Source organism: Paractinoplanes rishiriensis, from assembly GCF_016862375.1.
Taxonomy (GTDB): Bacteria; Actinomycetota; Actinomycetes; order Mycobacteriales; family Micromonosporaceae; genus Actinoplanes; species Actinoplanes rishiriensis.
The window spans coordinates 38,172-52,024 of record NZ_BOMV01000078.1 but is presented as its reverse complement, the minus strand read 5'-3'; the positions used below and the strand labels follow the sequence as shown (position 1 = coordinate 52,024).

General features: G+C 71.6%; 12 protein-coding genes. 7 read left to right on the top strand and 5 right to left on the bottom strand.

Annotated elements, in window-relative coordinates:
- The first annotated feature begins 28 nt into the window (after nt 1-28).
- From Ari01nite_RS37010 to Ari01nite_RS37000, 3 genes are all read left to right on the top strand, one after another.
- Nucleotides 29-1,639 (top strand): methyl-accepting chemotaxis protein, encoded by a 1,611-nt coding sequence (locus Ari01nite_RS37010; protein WP_239163330.1) that lies wholly within the window; start codon nt 29-31, stop codon nt 1,637-1,639.
- A 154-nt stretch (nt 1,640-1,793) separates the two neighbouring features.
- The gene (locus tag Ari01nite_RS37005) at nt 1,794-3,032 is read left to right on the top strand and encodes a trypsin-like serine peptidase (protein WP_203787195.1); all 1,239 of its coding nucleotides are present in this window, start codon (nt 1,794-1,796) and stop codon (nt 3,030-3,032) included.
- A 166-nt stretch (nt 3,033-3,198) separates the two neighbouring features.
- Entirely contained in the window at nt 3,199-6,582 is a 3,384-nt protein-coding gene (locus Ari01nite_RS37000) for a serine protease (RefSeq protein ID WP_203787193.1), read from the top strand.
- 3 nt (nt 6,583-6,585) lie between these two features.
- Here Ari01nite_RS37000 and Ari01nite_RS36995 read toward each other — a convergent pair whose 3' ends face one another.
- The gene (locus Ari01nite_RS36995) at nt 6,586-7,137 is read right to left on the bottom strand and encodes a hypothetical protein (RefSeq protein ID WP_203787191.1); all 552 of its coding nucleotides are present in this window, start codon (nt 7,135-7,137) and stop codon (nt 6,586-6,588) included.
- A complete protein-coding gene (locus Ari01nite_RS36990; RefSeq protein WP_203787190.1) occupies nt 7,121-7,867 on the bottom strand; it encodes a hypothetical protein in 747 nt (248 codons plus the stop codon). Before Ari01nite_RS36990 ends, Ari01nite_RS36995 begins: the two co-directional genes overlap by 17 nt.
- 189 nt (nt 7,868-8,056) lie before the next feature.
- Here Ari01nite_RS36990 and Ari01nite_RS36985 point away from each other — a divergent pair, with 189 nt between their 5' ends.
- Both Ari01nite_RS36985 and Ari01nite_RS50375 read left to right on the top strand, forming a co-directional pair.
- On the top strand, nt 8,057-8,410 hold the full coding sequence (locus tag Ari01nite_RS36985) for a hypothetical protein (RefSeq protein ID WP_203787188.1): 354 nt from the start codon (nt 8,057-8,059) through the stop codon (nt 8,408-8,410).
- 9 nt (nt 8,411-8,419) lie between these two features.
- Nucleotides 8,420-9,271 carry a pentapeptide repeat-containing protein gene (locus Ari01nite_RS50375; RefSeq protein WP_239163329.1) on the top strand — a complete coding sequence of 284 codons (852 nt, stop codon included), beginning with the start codon at nt 8,420-8,422 and terminating at the stop codon, nt 9,269-9,271.
- Here the strand turns inward: Ari01nite_RS50375 and Ari01nite_RS36975 are convergent, their stop codons facing one another.
- Nucleotides 9,272-10,162: an alpha/beta fold hydrolase gene (locus Ari01nite_RS36975; RefSeq protein ID WP_203787186.1), complete on the bottom strand. Its 891-nt coding sequence runs from the start codon at nt 10,160-10,162 to the stop codon at nt 9,272-9,274.
- An 80-nt stretch (nt 10,163-10,242) separates the two neighbouring features.
- Between Ari01nite_RS36975 and Ari01nite_RS36970 the strand changes: the two genes are divergently transcribed.
- Nucleotides 10,243-10,902 (top strand): TetR/AcrR family transcriptional regulator, encoded by a 660-nt coding sequence (locus Ari01nite_RS36970; protein WP_203787345.1) that lies wholly within the window; start codon nt 10,243-10,245, stop codon nt 10,900-10,902.
- A 7-nt stretch (nt 10,903-10,909) separates the two neighbouring features.
- Here Ari01nite_RS36970 and Ari01nite_RS36965 read toward each other — a convergent pair whose 3' ends face one another.
- Nucleotides 10,910-11,512, bottom strand: a complete 603-nt coding sequence (locus tag Ari01nite_RS36965) for a DUF4360 domain-containing protein (RefSeq protein WP_203787184.1) — start codon at nt 11,510-11,512, stop codon at nt 10,910-10,912.
- A gap of 112 nt (nt 11,513-11,624) precedes the next feature.
- Between Ari01nite_RS36965 and Ari01nite_RS36960 the strand changes: the two genes are divergently transcribed.
- Nucleotides 11,625-12,389 carry a phosphotransferase family protein gene (locus Ari01nite_RS36960; RefSeq protein ID WP_203787182.1) on the top strand — a complete coding sequence of 255 codons (765 nt, stop codon included), beginning with the start codon at nt 11,625-11,627 and terminating at the stop codon, nt 12,387-12,389.
- A gap of 1 nt (nt 12,390) precedes the next feature.
- On the opposite strand, the gene Ari01nite_RS36955 is transcribed toward Ari01nite_RS36960, so the two are convergent.
- On the bottom strand, nt 12,391-13,644 hold the full coding sequence (locus Ari01nite_RS36955; RefSeq protein ID WP_203787180.1) for a toll/interleukin-1 receptor domain-containing protein: 1,254 nt from the start codon (nt 13,642-13,644) through the stop codon (nt 12,391-12,393).
- Between the last annotated feature and the right edge of the window lie 209 nt (nt 13,645-13,853).

Sequence of the window (13,853 nt, the reverse complement as noted above, 5' to 3'; positions counted from 1 at the left end):
TCCTTATCGTTTGGGCTGAGGAGGGGACGTGCGGGGTCTCGGTGACATCAAGATCGGCGTACGCCTTGGCGGTGCCTTCACGGTGGTCTGCCTCGGCATGCTGGCCGCTATCGGCGTGGGTCTGTGGGGACAGAGTGCCGCTCGGGCGGCCACCGCAGACCTGGCGGACGCGTCGAAGATCCGGGCGGCGGCGCTGGTCGCGAAGTTCCGGACCGCCGATTTCGCGGGCTGGCAGACGGGTTACGCCTTCGACACGATCCGGGGCGTCGCGGACGCCACCGGGGACACCGTCGGTCAGCGCAAGGAGTTCCTCGCCTCCACCGCCGCCTTCCGCGACGACCTCAGCCAGCTCCGCGCCCTGCCGCTGACCGATGCCGAGCGCGCGCTGGCCGAGGACGCCGCCGCGTCGTTCGAGCAGTTCCTGACCGTCGACCGGCGGATCATCGAGGACTACCGGAAGGGCACCGCGGCGGCGCAGCGGCGGGCCAACGACCTGGCGTCCGGCGAATCCCTCGAGTGGATGGGCAAGATCATCGGCTCGGTGGACGAACTCGTCGCCGTGACCACCGCGTCGGCCGCCGCGGCCACCGACGCCGCGGACCGGGCGGCCGGCACCGCCCGGACCATGATGGTCGTCGCCGGCCTGGTCTGCGTCGCGCTGGCCGTCATGGTGGGCGTGCTGATCACGCGGAGCATCGTGCGGCCGCTGGCGGTGACGGTGTCGGCGCTCAAAACGGTTGCCGCCAAGGATCTGACCGTGGGTGTGCCGGCGGCCCGCCGCGACGAGTTGGGCGCGATGGGCCGGGCCGTGAACAGCACACTCGACGTCCTGCGCTCCTCGTTCCGGGCGATCGGCGACAACAGCCGCTCCCTGGCCGAGGCGGCGACCGAGCTGACCGCCACGTCGGCCCGGATCGCGCAGGCCGCCACCAACGCGTCCGGCGAGTCGGACGACGTCGCGTCCTCGGCCGATGAGGTGTCGCGCAGCGTCCAGGTCGTGGCCGCGGGCACCGAGGAGATGAACGCGGCCATCCGGGAGATCTCCGACGGCGCGGGCCGGGCCGCCGCCGTCGCGGCCGGCGGCGTGGACAGCGTCCGGGAGGCCGGCGACACGATCGACCGCCTCGGCCGGTCCAGCGGCGAGATCAGCGAGGTGGTCACCCTGATCACGTCGATCGCCGAGCAGACCAACCTGCTCGCCCTGAACGCCACCATCGAGGCGGCCCGCGCCGGCGAGTTGGGCAAGGGCTTCGCGGTGGTGGCCGGCGAGGTGAAGGACCTGGCGCAGGCCACCGCGCGGGCGACCGTGGACATCGACCGCCGGGTGCAGGCGATCCAGCAGGACTCCGGCGCCGCGGTCGCCGCGATCAACCGGATCGCCGGGATCATCGGCGAGGTCAACGAGCACTCCACCACGATCGCGGCGGCGGTCGAGGAACAGACCGCGACCACCGCCGAGATGAGCCGCAACATCGTCGAGGCGGCCACCGGTTCCCATCAGATCGCCTCGGGCATCTCGGCCGTCGCGTTGGCGGCGCAGGAGACCTCCCACGGCGTGACCGAGTCCCGCCAGACCGCCGAGCAGCTGGCGACGATCTCCCACGAACTCGAGGAACTGGTCGGCCAGTTCCGGCTCTGACCCGTCAGCCGGCAGGTACCGCGTTCCAGCTTGGCATCGTATGAGCCAAGCGATATCTACCTGGGTAAATGTATTGCTCGTAGCGTGACGCCAAATTGTTCGGTCACCCACAGGCGGAATCACCTACCGGTGCATTTCCTGGGAAGGAACAACCATGGCACACGATCTGCGCTGGTTGCGGAAGGCGGCGGTCGCGGCCGGAGCCCTCACGCTCGGGCTGGCTCTGCTTCCGATGTCGCCCGCCCGGGCCGACGTCCCATCAGTCCCATCGCCCGCGCCCGCCTCGGAGCGCGCGCCGGAATCGGATCAGTTCTCGGCGGAGGGCGTCACCACGGTCGGCGAGCTGCGCACCCTCAGCGTCGCGATGTCCCACTCCGGCAGTGGGCGCGCCCAGATCATTCGGCATCCCGGTGCGACATACATCAAAGTCCATTTCAATGCCGTACGACTGGCACGCGGCGACTATCTGACCGTGTCGAGCCCCGACGGCCGGGAAAGCTACCGGTACGACCGTGACCTGAATCGGGCCACCGGCTCGGACTTCACCACCGACGGGCAGCCGGGCTTCTGGGCCATGTCGGTGGAGGGCGACACCGCGGTGGTGACCCTGCACAGCAACCGGGTTCGCACCGCCAGTTCGGTGACCGTCGACCGCTTCTGGCGGGGCTACGACCAGGCGGAGATCGCGCAGTACAACATGTCCACCATGTCGGTGTGCAGCACCGACGCCCGCCGCGACGTGGTCTGCTACCAGAGCAGCCACCCGACCGAGTACGCCCGGGCCGGTGCGGTGGCGCGGCTGCTGATCAGCGGTGGCGGACGGTGCACCACCTGGCGGGTCGGCAACACCAACCGGATGCTGACCAACAAACACTGCTTCTCGACGCAGTCCGCGGTCAGCGGCAGCGAGATGCAGTTCAACTACCAGTGCGCCACGTGCGGCGGTTCGAATCCCGGTGCGGGCACCAAGGTCAGCGGCGCCACCCTCTACAAGGTGAGCAGCGGCAGCTCCAACCAGCTGGACTACACCCTGTACTCGGTGAACAACTTCGCCGCCATCCAGGGCTTCGGCACGCTGTTCCTGGCAACGGCCGCCACCACCGCCGGCACCCGCATCTACATCCCCGGACACGGCGACGGCACCGCGAAGCGGGTGGCGATCTACGAGGACGCCCAGAACGGCGCGACCTGTTCGGTGCGCAGCGCGAACTACAACACCTGGAACATCAGCTACAGCTGCGACACCTCGGGCGGCAACTCGGGCTCCCCGGTGCTGAACGGCAGCCACCGCGTGGTCGCCCTGCACCACCTCGGCGGCTGCCCGTCCAACCAGGGCGCCAAGGCCCACCTCATCTACAACGAGATCGCCAGCCTGATCGACAACAACGGCTGACACCACCGGTAAGTAATGCGACATTGCCGTCGCTTGCGGCGTTGCAGGGGTCCGGAGAGAATCGGGCCCCTGCGGCGCTGTTCTCGCGACGCTTCCTCGACCGGCGCCGCGCCGGTGCGTACCGGACCGGCGACCCCCGTTTGTCCACAGTCCGGTGAGGAGTCCGATGGGCGATCTCGATGCCTGGCTCGCACCGCCCAGCCCGAGCCTCGTCAAGATCTGTACCGAGGACGGCGTCTACCGGGGCACCGGCTTCTTCGTGGCCAAGCGCACCGTCGTGACCTGCGCCCACGTGGTCGAGCATCACGAGAACGTCGTGATCGGCTGGTCCGGCCCCGACCTGCCGGGCCGGGTGCTGGTGCGGGATCCGCCGAGCCGCGCCGGGGCCGGTGGTTCCTACCCGGGCCCCGACATCGCGTTCATCGGCGTCGAGACACTCGACAATCCCCGCGTTTTTCTCGAGACGAGTGCGGTCGGGCGCGACCTCCGCGAATTCTTCATCGAGGGCTTCAGCACGCTCAATCCCACCGGGGGAGTGGCACTGGAGCGCCGCATGGTTCCGGTGCTCGGCGAGGCCGACCGCTACCTGCTGCTGAGCGACAGCTACATCGTGCCGGGCATGAGCGGCTCGCCGGTCGTGGAGCGCGAGGGCTCGGACAACGTCCGGGGGATGCTGAAGTCCGCCAGGCTGGCCAAGGGCAGCAGCGCGTACATGATCCCGGCCTGGGAGATCAAAAAGTCGTATCGGCTGCACAAGGCCGTGCTCCGCGCCCACATGCGGGACCTGCCGACGTTGGTGCGTCCCCGGGCCGGCACACCGCTGCACATGCTGCTCACCGCCCAGCGCGAGGTTGCCCAGCGCTACCCCTATCGGGTGGCCTCGCTGACCAGGCGCGAACCGCCGCCCCTGACCAGTGTCTACGTCGAACAGCGAACCCAGCCACACAAGACGCGGCGCGACCTGGAGCCCGAGCAGATCAGTCCGATCGATCTGCTGCACCGGCACCGTAACGCTCTGATCGTCAGCGGTGCGGGTGGCGGCAAGAGCACCCTGATCCAGCAGCTCGTCGCCACCTCGGCCAGTTGGTGGTTGCAGGAGCCGGACGGCGCGGCGGAGCCGCCGCTGGGCCGGGTGGTGGCGGTCTACGCCGCGGCGCAGGACCTGCTGGAACGCGGCTCCTGGCCGGTGCTGCTCGCCCGCGCAGTCCATAACGATCTGGGTGGCCGGCTCGACTCCGTGATCGCCCCGGAGTATTTCGAACGGCCGCCTGCTCCGGGCGCCGACTGGCTGATCCTGGTCGACGGCCTGGACGAGGTGCATGACCGGGAGACCCGTCGCGAGCTGATGTCCGTCCTGGCGAGCCGCGTCGGCCGGTACGGTTCCAACACCCGGTTCCTGGTGGCCAGCCGGCCGTTGGAAGAGCGTGAGTTCACCCTGCTGCGCACCGGGCTGAGCGGCAGCGACCGCACCAAGCGCTTCGGCGAATACGACCTGCGCCCCTTCGACTGGGAACGGGTGAAGAAGTTCGCCGGCAACTGGTTCCGCCCGGTCGGCGCGGAGCAGTCAGCAGTCGAGCCGGCCGACTTCCTCGATGCGATCGCCACCGCCGGGCTCGCCCCGCTGGTGGAGGTGCCGCTGCTGGCGACGATCGCGGCGATCGTCTTCGAGGAGAAGCCAACCCTGCCGCTGCCCCTCGACCGGGCCGGCCTCTACGAGACGTTCGTCCGGGTACTGCTGACCCTTCGCGTGCAGCGGCTCGGGGTGCGGCGGGCCCTGCACGACCAGCTGACCCCGCTCGGCCGGGCCGCGGAGGAGTTCGGCGAGCGGCTGCTCGAGGACCGGCTCCCCTGCCTGAGCTTCCTGGCGGTGCAATACCTCAAGTACGCCCGCCGGCTGAGCGACGCGCTGCCCGACTGGATCCGCGACCGATATTCCCGCCTGCCGTTCGGAGTCTCCGCCGAGCACGTCCGTGACCTGCTCGTGGAAACCGGGCTGGTCGCGATCTACGGCGACGACCTGGTCTTCATTCATCAGAGCTTCGCCGAGTATCTAGCCTCGCTGCTTCTGGTCGGCGAGTTCGACCCGGCCGAGTGGCTGCAGGAGGTGCGCAGTGCCCGGCCGGACAGCCTCGGCCTGTTCGTGCTCGCCGCCTGGGGCGACGCGGGCCACGACACCCGGCCGGTCGTCGAGGCGCTGATGGAGCCCGGCGAGAAACGGCAGTATCCGCACCTGCGGCAGGCGGCGGCGATGATCCAGGACGGCGGGGTGCTCGCCTCCGGCGGCACCCGGGAGATCATCGAGCTGGCCGAGGCGGCGGTGCGACAGGTCGAGGTTCCGGCGCGCGCGGAGACGAAGGCCGCCGACCCGACGATTCCGGCGGTGCGGGAGGCGCTGCGGGCCATTCTGCAGCGGACCCGGGACGCCACCCGGGTGGTCCGGATGATCGGCGACAACCTGCTCTCGGTCCGCAAGCGGGCGGAGGCGGGCCGGGTGCTGGTCACCAGCGAAAATCCGGCCGATCACGAGGTTGGCCTGGTCGAGCTGCTCAGACTCGCCTACGAAACCGGCCTGCGGGACATCGAGCGGCTGCAGGCGCTCTCCGTGATCGTCGAGGTGGCGCCCCGGCACGAGCGGCTGCACGCGGTCCAGCGGCTCGCCCAGTTCGTCGAGACCGCCCACGACCTGGGCATCCGCATGGAGGCCATGGAGATTCTGCGCCGCCACGACCAGATCCCGGCCGCCGCTGCCGCACTGCTGCGTCGCGCACTCGACATGCACCGGCCGGAGGCGGAGCGCGAGGAAGCCGGCCTTCTGCTCTCCTTCTACCTGGAGGACAGCCGCACCGACTGGTCCTCGCCGGACAGCCTCGACGCGGGCGACGAGTGGGAGGAGAAGACGTGGCGGGCGGTGGTGTCGCGCCCGGTCCCCGGGGACACCTGGACCATGCTGGCGGTCCGCAACGTGACCGCCGCGGCCGGCGTGGTGCTGGGCACCTCGGCCATCGGGCGATACGTCCGTGCCCGCCCGATTGACTGGCGCTCCCGCTCCCTGATGGCGATGCTGCCGTCCTGGGGCTGGCTGACGTCCCCCGCGGGGCAGTCTCGCGTTCCGCCCACCGAGCCGCTCTCGTGGCACGCCGTGACCCTGCTGGCATCGGACGGCCAGGAGCCGTGGTCGAGGCGCATCGGCCTGCTGGTCGACTATGCCCGGAAGGTGCCGGGCCGGACCGGCGACGTGACCGCGCTGCTGGACCGGTGGATGCGGGCCGGGCACGCGCCGATGAAGGAGCGGCACGGGATCCTCTCCGCGCTGTTCACCTATGTCGACGCCGACGACCTGCGAGTCATCGCCCTCGACGCCGGCCTGCCCGTCGTGCTGCGGCTGCGAGCAGCCGTCGAGCACGGCTTGCGCGCCGACAAGCTCGCCGAGACGTACGCTCTCCTGCTTTTGCTCTCCCGGGCGCCCACGGCGAGCTGGTGGGAGAGGGTGGAGTGCCGGCTCTGGCGCAAGACCCTGCCGCTGCTGGCCCGGTTGAACGGGCGTGGTTGACGGTCATGCCCAGGACGCCGCGAGGTCGCGGAGCGCCGCGTCGACCGCGTGCCACCACTGGCCGATGGGCTCGGCGCAGCCGCCCGCGGGATTCCGCGCGCAGTATCCCCGGCTCCACATCACCACGGCCACGACCCCGGCCAGCAGGAGTAGCAGACGGCTGAACCGGCGCAGCCACGCCCCGGCCTGGTGCACCCGGTACCGGGTGGCCCGCCGGACGGCCCGTGCGCCTCCGATGGTCCAGTCGCCGATCGCGTAGTGAGCGCCGGTCAGCGGCAGCCCCAGCAGCCGGAAGGCGCCGGTGCACACGAGATCGACGACCAGCATGACCGCCGTCGCCGCGCCGGCCAGAACGACAACGGCCGGCACCACCAGGTACCGCCCGATCCAGGGCAGCACCCGGCGCACGATCAGCGCGGGCACCACGAGGATCACCACCACGACGGCGGGCACCACCGCATAGCCGGCGGTCTCGGCGGGCAGCCAGTCCAGGTGCTCCGGCAACCAGACCAGGAGCCGGTCGAAGATGCCCAGCACGTCATTCGTTGTGATCATCGTGGACCTGCCGCTCGCCGGGCGGGAGCATCTCACCCATCCGGGTGACCAACTCGTGGAAGCGGACCAATGCCCGGCCGGCCTTGCCGCCGGCGCCGTGCTCGTCGAGCCCTTGCCGGGCCAGCTCGGTCAGCTCCTGCAGGAGCTGACCGGATTCGGTGCCGTCGGGGTCGCCGGGTTCCACGTCCTCCTCGGCGACCAGAATCTGCAGCACCCGCTCGCCGGTGAGGACCTCGGCCACCCCGACGTCGACCCGCAGCTCGTCCAGGCGTACGCCGCCGGTGACCGCCACCTCGCCGGCGAGTGCCGCGGTGAGCCGCTCGCGTACGGCCTCCGGGTCGTCGGCCTTGACCGGGAGGGCGGCGGCCATCCGGTCGCACAGGGCGGCGGTGCAGGCATATTCCGGGTCGCTGATCCGGTTGGCCACCACCTCGATCGGGTCGACGACCGTCCACCGTCCCACGACGTCGACGGCGAAGGCGGTGCCCACCTCGAACGACGCCCAGAAGCCATGCGGTGTGACATCGATCCGGTAGCCGGTGCGAGGACCGAGGAGGAACATCTCGCCGGCCGTGTAACCGCCGGCCGGCGCGCGGAGCCGGCCCGAGCGGGTGCGGAAGACCAGGGCGGTGCCGGTCGCCGGGGCCCGTGAACGGTTCAGCGGGATGCGGCGCAACTCTTCGATGTAGAGAATCGGGTTGGTGAAGCCGTCCGTGTCTCCGGGTCGCACGCGCGGCGGCTCCTGCGACGGCTCGGACAAGTAAGCTCCTCATGCTGAAGCCAGGAAGTCATCGTAGCCAATCGCTCGCGGAAGGTGACCATGCAAGTTCCCGACGCCAGCCGTCTGCGGTCGATTGAGGTCCGTTCCGCCGACGGCGAGTTACTCGGACGGGTCGGAGCTGTGTACATATCGGAGGGATTGACGCAGCCCCTGCTGGTCGCCTTTCCCGACGACAGCGCCACGCCGTTGGTGGCGCCGCTCTTCGGGGCGGAGCTGACGGCGGAGGGGCTCGTGCTGAGCTACCCGGCGCAGCAGGTCACCTCGGGACCGACCGTCGAGGCAGACGCGCCGCTGTCGGTCGGCGTGATCACCACGGTCCTCACCTACTACGGCCGGCCGGTGGCCGTCGACCGGCCGCTGACCGAGCGGGCCGACGGCGTCGGCGACGTCTCCGGCGGCTTCGCCGACGTGCACACCGTGCCGCGCATCACCGGGATCGGCGACGACGACCTGCCGCCGATCGTGGTCACCCGGCCCGCACATTCCGGGTGAGGGCGCGACATGACCGCGCCGGAGGCCGTGCCTGACCCCATCGTCGCGGGCAACGAACGCATCCGGGACACCGCGAAGTGGTTCATCGCCGGACTGGCCGCGGTCGGCGCGGCGCTGATCGCGGGCAGCCAGCTCTCCAGCATCGGCCGGCTCGAGGTGGGATGGCCCACCAGTGTGGCCACCGCCCGGCTCTGGGTGGCCGTCTCCGGTGCGGTGCTGGCCCTGGCCGCCGTGGTGTTCGCGATCACCGGCGCGGTCCGGGTGCTGCTCCCGGTCGGCGTGCTGATCGCCGACCTCGCCGAGAACTGGGCGACGCCCGAGCCCCGCTTCTGCCGGGCGGTGGAGTTCTTCCGGCGGCGGCCGAAATACTTGCAGGGTGTCGCCGGCCCGCAGGAGCTGATCGATCGCCGGCAGGCCCTGGTCGACCAGCTCGGCAAGCCCGGCGCCGACCCGAACCTGGACCGGAAGATCGCGGCGATGGATCAGCGCGTCGACGCGATCGAGAGCATGGCGAGCCACGAGACGCTGGCCGCCACCTTCGACCGGTGCCTGCGGCGGCTGCTGGTGGCGAGCGCTGTCGTGGCGGCCGGCGTGGTCGCGTTCGCCTGGGCCGCCAACCCGCCGGCCAAAACGGTCACGGCCGACCTGCGCAACGCCCGTCTCACCGGGGCGTTCCTGCGGGACGCCGACCTGCGCAACGCCAAGCTGGACGGCGCCGACCTGACCGGCGCGGACCTCACCGGGGCCGACCTGACCGGCGCGTCGCTGGTCAAGGTCGTCTGGTCGCGGACCACCTGCCCGGACGGCAGCGTCAGCGACGCGAACGGCCAGACCTGCAAGGGCCACCTGCGCGCCGACTGATCACCCGGCCCGGGCGCGGATCTCGCGGACCACTGCCGGCCAGATTTCCCGGGGCAGGTCGTGGCCGGTGCCGGGCAGCTCGACGTAGCGGGCGCCCGGCACCGATGCGGCGATGCGGCGGCCGGCAGCCGGGCGGATCAGCGGGTCCTGCTCGCCGTGCAGCACCAGGATGGGCGCGCGGAGCTCGCGCAGGCGCGGGCCGTGCCAGGTGGCGCCGGTCTGCCGGGCCTGGGCGCGGCTGTCGCGGACACCGCTGGGCAGCCCGGCGTCGAGTTCGCGCTCCACGCGGCGGCGGGCGTCCGGCTCGTCGAAGGGGTAGCCGGGCGAGGCGACCGCCCGCAACAGCGCCAGGCCGGCCGCTACGTCGCCGTCGCGGCCGGCGGGGTGGCGCATGCGGGTCAGGCGGGCCAGGAAGGGCAGGCGTACGTAGCGCAGGACGGCGGCGCCGCGGACGTCGCTGGGTATGGCGGCGAACGAGGTCACGGTGTGCACCCGCGCCGGGTGGCGTAGCGCGGTGCGCTGAGCGACCAGGCCGCCCTGGGAGATGCCGAAGAGGTGGGCGCGCCGCCAGCCGAGCGCGTCGAGCACGGCGACGGTGTCGTCGGCCATGTCCTCGGCGGTGTAGGCGGGCGGGCGCCGGCGCCACAGCGCGGTCACCGGGTTGGCCGCCGGGGCGTCGTCGAAGCGGGTGGAGCCGCCGGCGTCGCGGCCGTCGAACGAGGCCACGCTGAAGCCCGTGTCGATCAGCGCGGCGACCAGGCCGTCGGGCCAGAAGAACCGGGAGACGCCGAGCCCCATGATCAGCAGCAGCGGATCGCCGCCGGCGCCGCCGAGGTCGTCGGCCGCGAGGTGCACGTCGCCGTTGCGCGCGGTGTGCGGGATCCGGATCATCTCTGCCTCGCTAATTCGGGAACGTCGTTCGCGAACACTGTAACCGGAACGGTAGGGTGGGCGCCATCGAGAGGGGTGGCATGGAGGCGGTGCCGGTTTGGCTTCGGGAACGGCGTACGGGAGTGGGCCGGCCCGCCGAGCGGTCCCGGGCGGAGGTGACCGCGGCGGCGATCGCGCTGGCCGACCGGGAGGGGCTGGCCGCGGTCTCGATGCGCCGGGTCGCCGCCGAGTTGGGCACCGGCGCGGCGTCGCTCTACCGCTACGTCGACAGCCGGGACGACCTGCTCGACCTGATGACCGACGAGGTGGCGGCCGGATATCAGCTGCCCGCGCCGGGCGGCCCCTGGCTGCCGGGCCTGCTGGCGGTGTGCCGGCAGGGACGCGAGCTGATGCGGCGGCACGGCTGGCTGCCCGAGTTGGTGCTCACCCGCTCGGCGCTCGGCCCGCACGGCACCGACCTGCTGGAGCACGTCCTGGCGGTCCTCGCCGGGCACCCGGCCGAGGTGAGCCGCAAGCTGGAGACGTTCGCCGTGATGAACACGCTCACCGCCGCGCTCGTCCTCAGCGAGCTCAACGGTGGCTCCGCTGCCCATCAGAGGCAGGGCGCATATCTGGCCCACGCGATCGAGGCGGGCCGGCACCCCCACCTGACCGCGGCGCTGACCGGCGGTCCGCTGGTGCCGGCGCCCCGCTTCGCGGACACGGTGTCGCGGGTTCTCGTCGGCCTGCTGGGGGAGTGAACAGCGGTCAGCAGCGCCGCCACTCGAACTCAAAGAGGGCGTGGGCGAGCGAGATCCAGCTTGGCTGGGCGGGCGGGTCGGCTGCGATCGCGCGTAGGTCGGTATTGATGTGGAGGTTCTGGAGCTGTTCGCAGGAGGAGAAGGCGCGGGCGGCGGGCTCGACGTCGTCGGTGACCTGCCAATCGCCGTCGAGAGGGCCGGTGAACGTGTGCCGCTGGAGAATGAGGGGCGCTCGGCCGGTGAAGTGGAAGGTGGGGCGCAGCGCCGTGGAGGCGCCCGGCCCCACCTGCAACTCGCCCCGGTATCCGGCGTGCATGATGGCATAGGCGAAGCCGGCCGGAGCGTCCACGGCGAGCTCGACGTGACAGTTTCGACGGCCGGCCGCGGCCCGGTAGTCGGTGTGGTGCAGCTGGAAACCGGCGTTGTCCGGCAGCGCCGAAATCGTGACCGTGCCGGCCGGACAGCCGGAGCCCTCGACCGCGAGGATGTCGATGGCGACCTGTTCGACCGGTGCCGGGTCGGCGGCCGGTGCGGCGGCTGCAGCCGGGGCGGGCAGCAGGAACGCGGACGTCAGGGCAGCCCAGCGCAGGCCGGAGATAGTGGAGATCATGGTGATTCCTCCCGGACGCGGAGTCGGAAGTCTACCGCTTACATCTATATCTATCGATGGATGGAGCGGCGACGAAGGGCTCGAGTCCCGGTCCGGTGCCGGGGTGCGTGCGGTGCGGACGGCGGACGGCCGGGCCGCCTATCTCAAGACCACGCCGGCCGCGCTGGGGCCGGATGCGCTGGCAGCGGCTCGGCGGGAGCTGCGTTTCTACCAGGAAATCGCGCCGGTTGTGCCGGTGCGTACGCCGGCAATTGTGGACTTTTTTGATGGTGCGGAAGGTGTCGCGCTGTTGCTGGAGGCGGCCGGCGAGGTGCGGGCGGCCGGGTCGTGGACGGTGGAGATGTGGTCGCGGCTGGGGCGGGAGCTGGCCGCGCTGCACGCCATGCCGGTGCCGCAGGATCAGGGCTGGGATGGTCCGGATGTGCTCCGGGCGGCCCTGACCGATCCGGATCTGGAGCAGATCTCCGCCTTCTGGGGGCCGGAAGTGCCGCAGCTCATCGCCCGCCGCGGCGAGCTGGCGGAACGGATCAGCTCGGTGCCGACGGCGTTCATCCACGGTGACTGCCACACCGGCAACATCGTGGACCCGGCCGGTGAACTCGCGTTCTGCGACTGGCAGGCGACCGGCATCGGGCGGCCCGTCGCCGATCTCGCCCTGCTCAGCGTGCGGGCCACTCCGGCCGGCGTGCGGGTGCCCGCGGCGCTGCTCGACGCCTATCTGGACGGCCGGCCCGGTGACCGGCGGGCGCTGGAGTCCGCCCTGGTGGCCGAGGAACTCGCCATTCTCGTGTTTCTGTGGCCGCGGTTCGCCGCGTTCAACAGCGCGGAGGGGATCGCCCGGGTGCGCCGCAGAGTCCGCGAACTCATGGAGCGCTAGACTAGAGGGCCGGGAAGATGCCCCCGAAGAAGGCGACCAGCACGCCCGCGCCCGCCAGCACACCCAGCAGCGGGCGGCGCCAGGTTGCCCGGCGGGCCGTGATGCCGGTGAGGCCGAAGACCAGGGCCAGGATCCAGACCGGGGCCAGGCGCACCAGGCCGGATTCGCTGATGTCGTCGAAGGCCACCGAGTAGACGACCGCGGGGAACAGGATGCCGAAGGCCAGCGATGCCAGGTAGACGCCGCGCTGCTGGCGGCGGCCCTGTGCGGCGGCGTGGCGTTCGGCGGCGTTGACGAACTGGTGGTGCAGGGGGAGCAGGGGCGGGGTGCGGGCGGCCGCTGACAACACGGCGGCGCGGGCCCGGCGCAGGTCGGTGCCGGCGATCAGGTAGCCGGGGTCGTGGTCGGCGGACTGCCACTCGCGGGCCCGGACCAGCAGGCGGGTGTGCAGCTGAACCCAGTCCAGGTCCAGGTCCACGGCCCTGATGACGGCGTCGACGGCGGCTTCCCGTTCCTCGCCGGTGCGGCACATCACCCAGTTGATCGGGCGCAGGGCGTCCGGGATCGACTCGTCGTCGACGTCGGCCAGCAGGACCGGGAGCACCCGCTTGCCGGCCGCCAGCGCGTGGTCGAGTTCCTGGCGGCAGACGGTCGAGCGCAGCGAGTGCGGGCTCAGCGCGAACAGCATCGCGTCGCAGCGTTCGACGGCGCGCACGATCTCGTCCATCCAGTCGGCCGTGGGCGGGATGCCGGTCCAGTCCACCCAGATGTCCCGGCCGCGCGCGGCCAGGGCGGCGTGCACCTTCAGCACCGCGTCGCGGTCGGCTCGGGCGTACGACAAAAAGATGGTGGACGCGGCGGGCTCGGCCGGCAGGAGGGCGGGTTGCGGCTCGTCGGGGGCGACGTCGTGATAGAGGCGGCGCTGACGCAGCAGCAGCCAGGCGGCCAGCGAGCCGAACAGCAGCATGCCGGCCGCGGTGCCGCCGCCGGAGTAGCCGGCCTCGGTCAGGTCGGCGTCGATGCGGGCGGCCGATGTGCCGCGCCGGCGGGACTCGGTCAGGAGCGTGGCCGCGGCCTCGGACTGACCGGTGGCGTCCAGGCCGGCGGCCTGGCCGGCAAGCAGTTCGGCGGCGGCCAGGTGACGGTCGCGGAGATCGCGCATCTCGCCGGCCTGGACCCAGATCCGCAGGGTGAGAACCGCGCCGCACAGCGCCAGCAGGGCGAATACCAGGCCGGCCAGGACGCTCTTGCGCATCGCGCCATTGTGGCCGACGCCTGCCAGAGCGGGCCGGGCCATGCCTGATCGCGGTGCCAGCGCCCGGCGGGTCCCCGGTTCCGGGTGTGCCGAAAAGGTTTCGGGCGAGTGGCCAGCTCGATGCCCGGGTTGCCGAAAAGGTTTTCGTCGGGCACTCTGCCTTATTGATTGACATCTATCCGTACCCCCCGAACGGAAGAGGAGGTCTC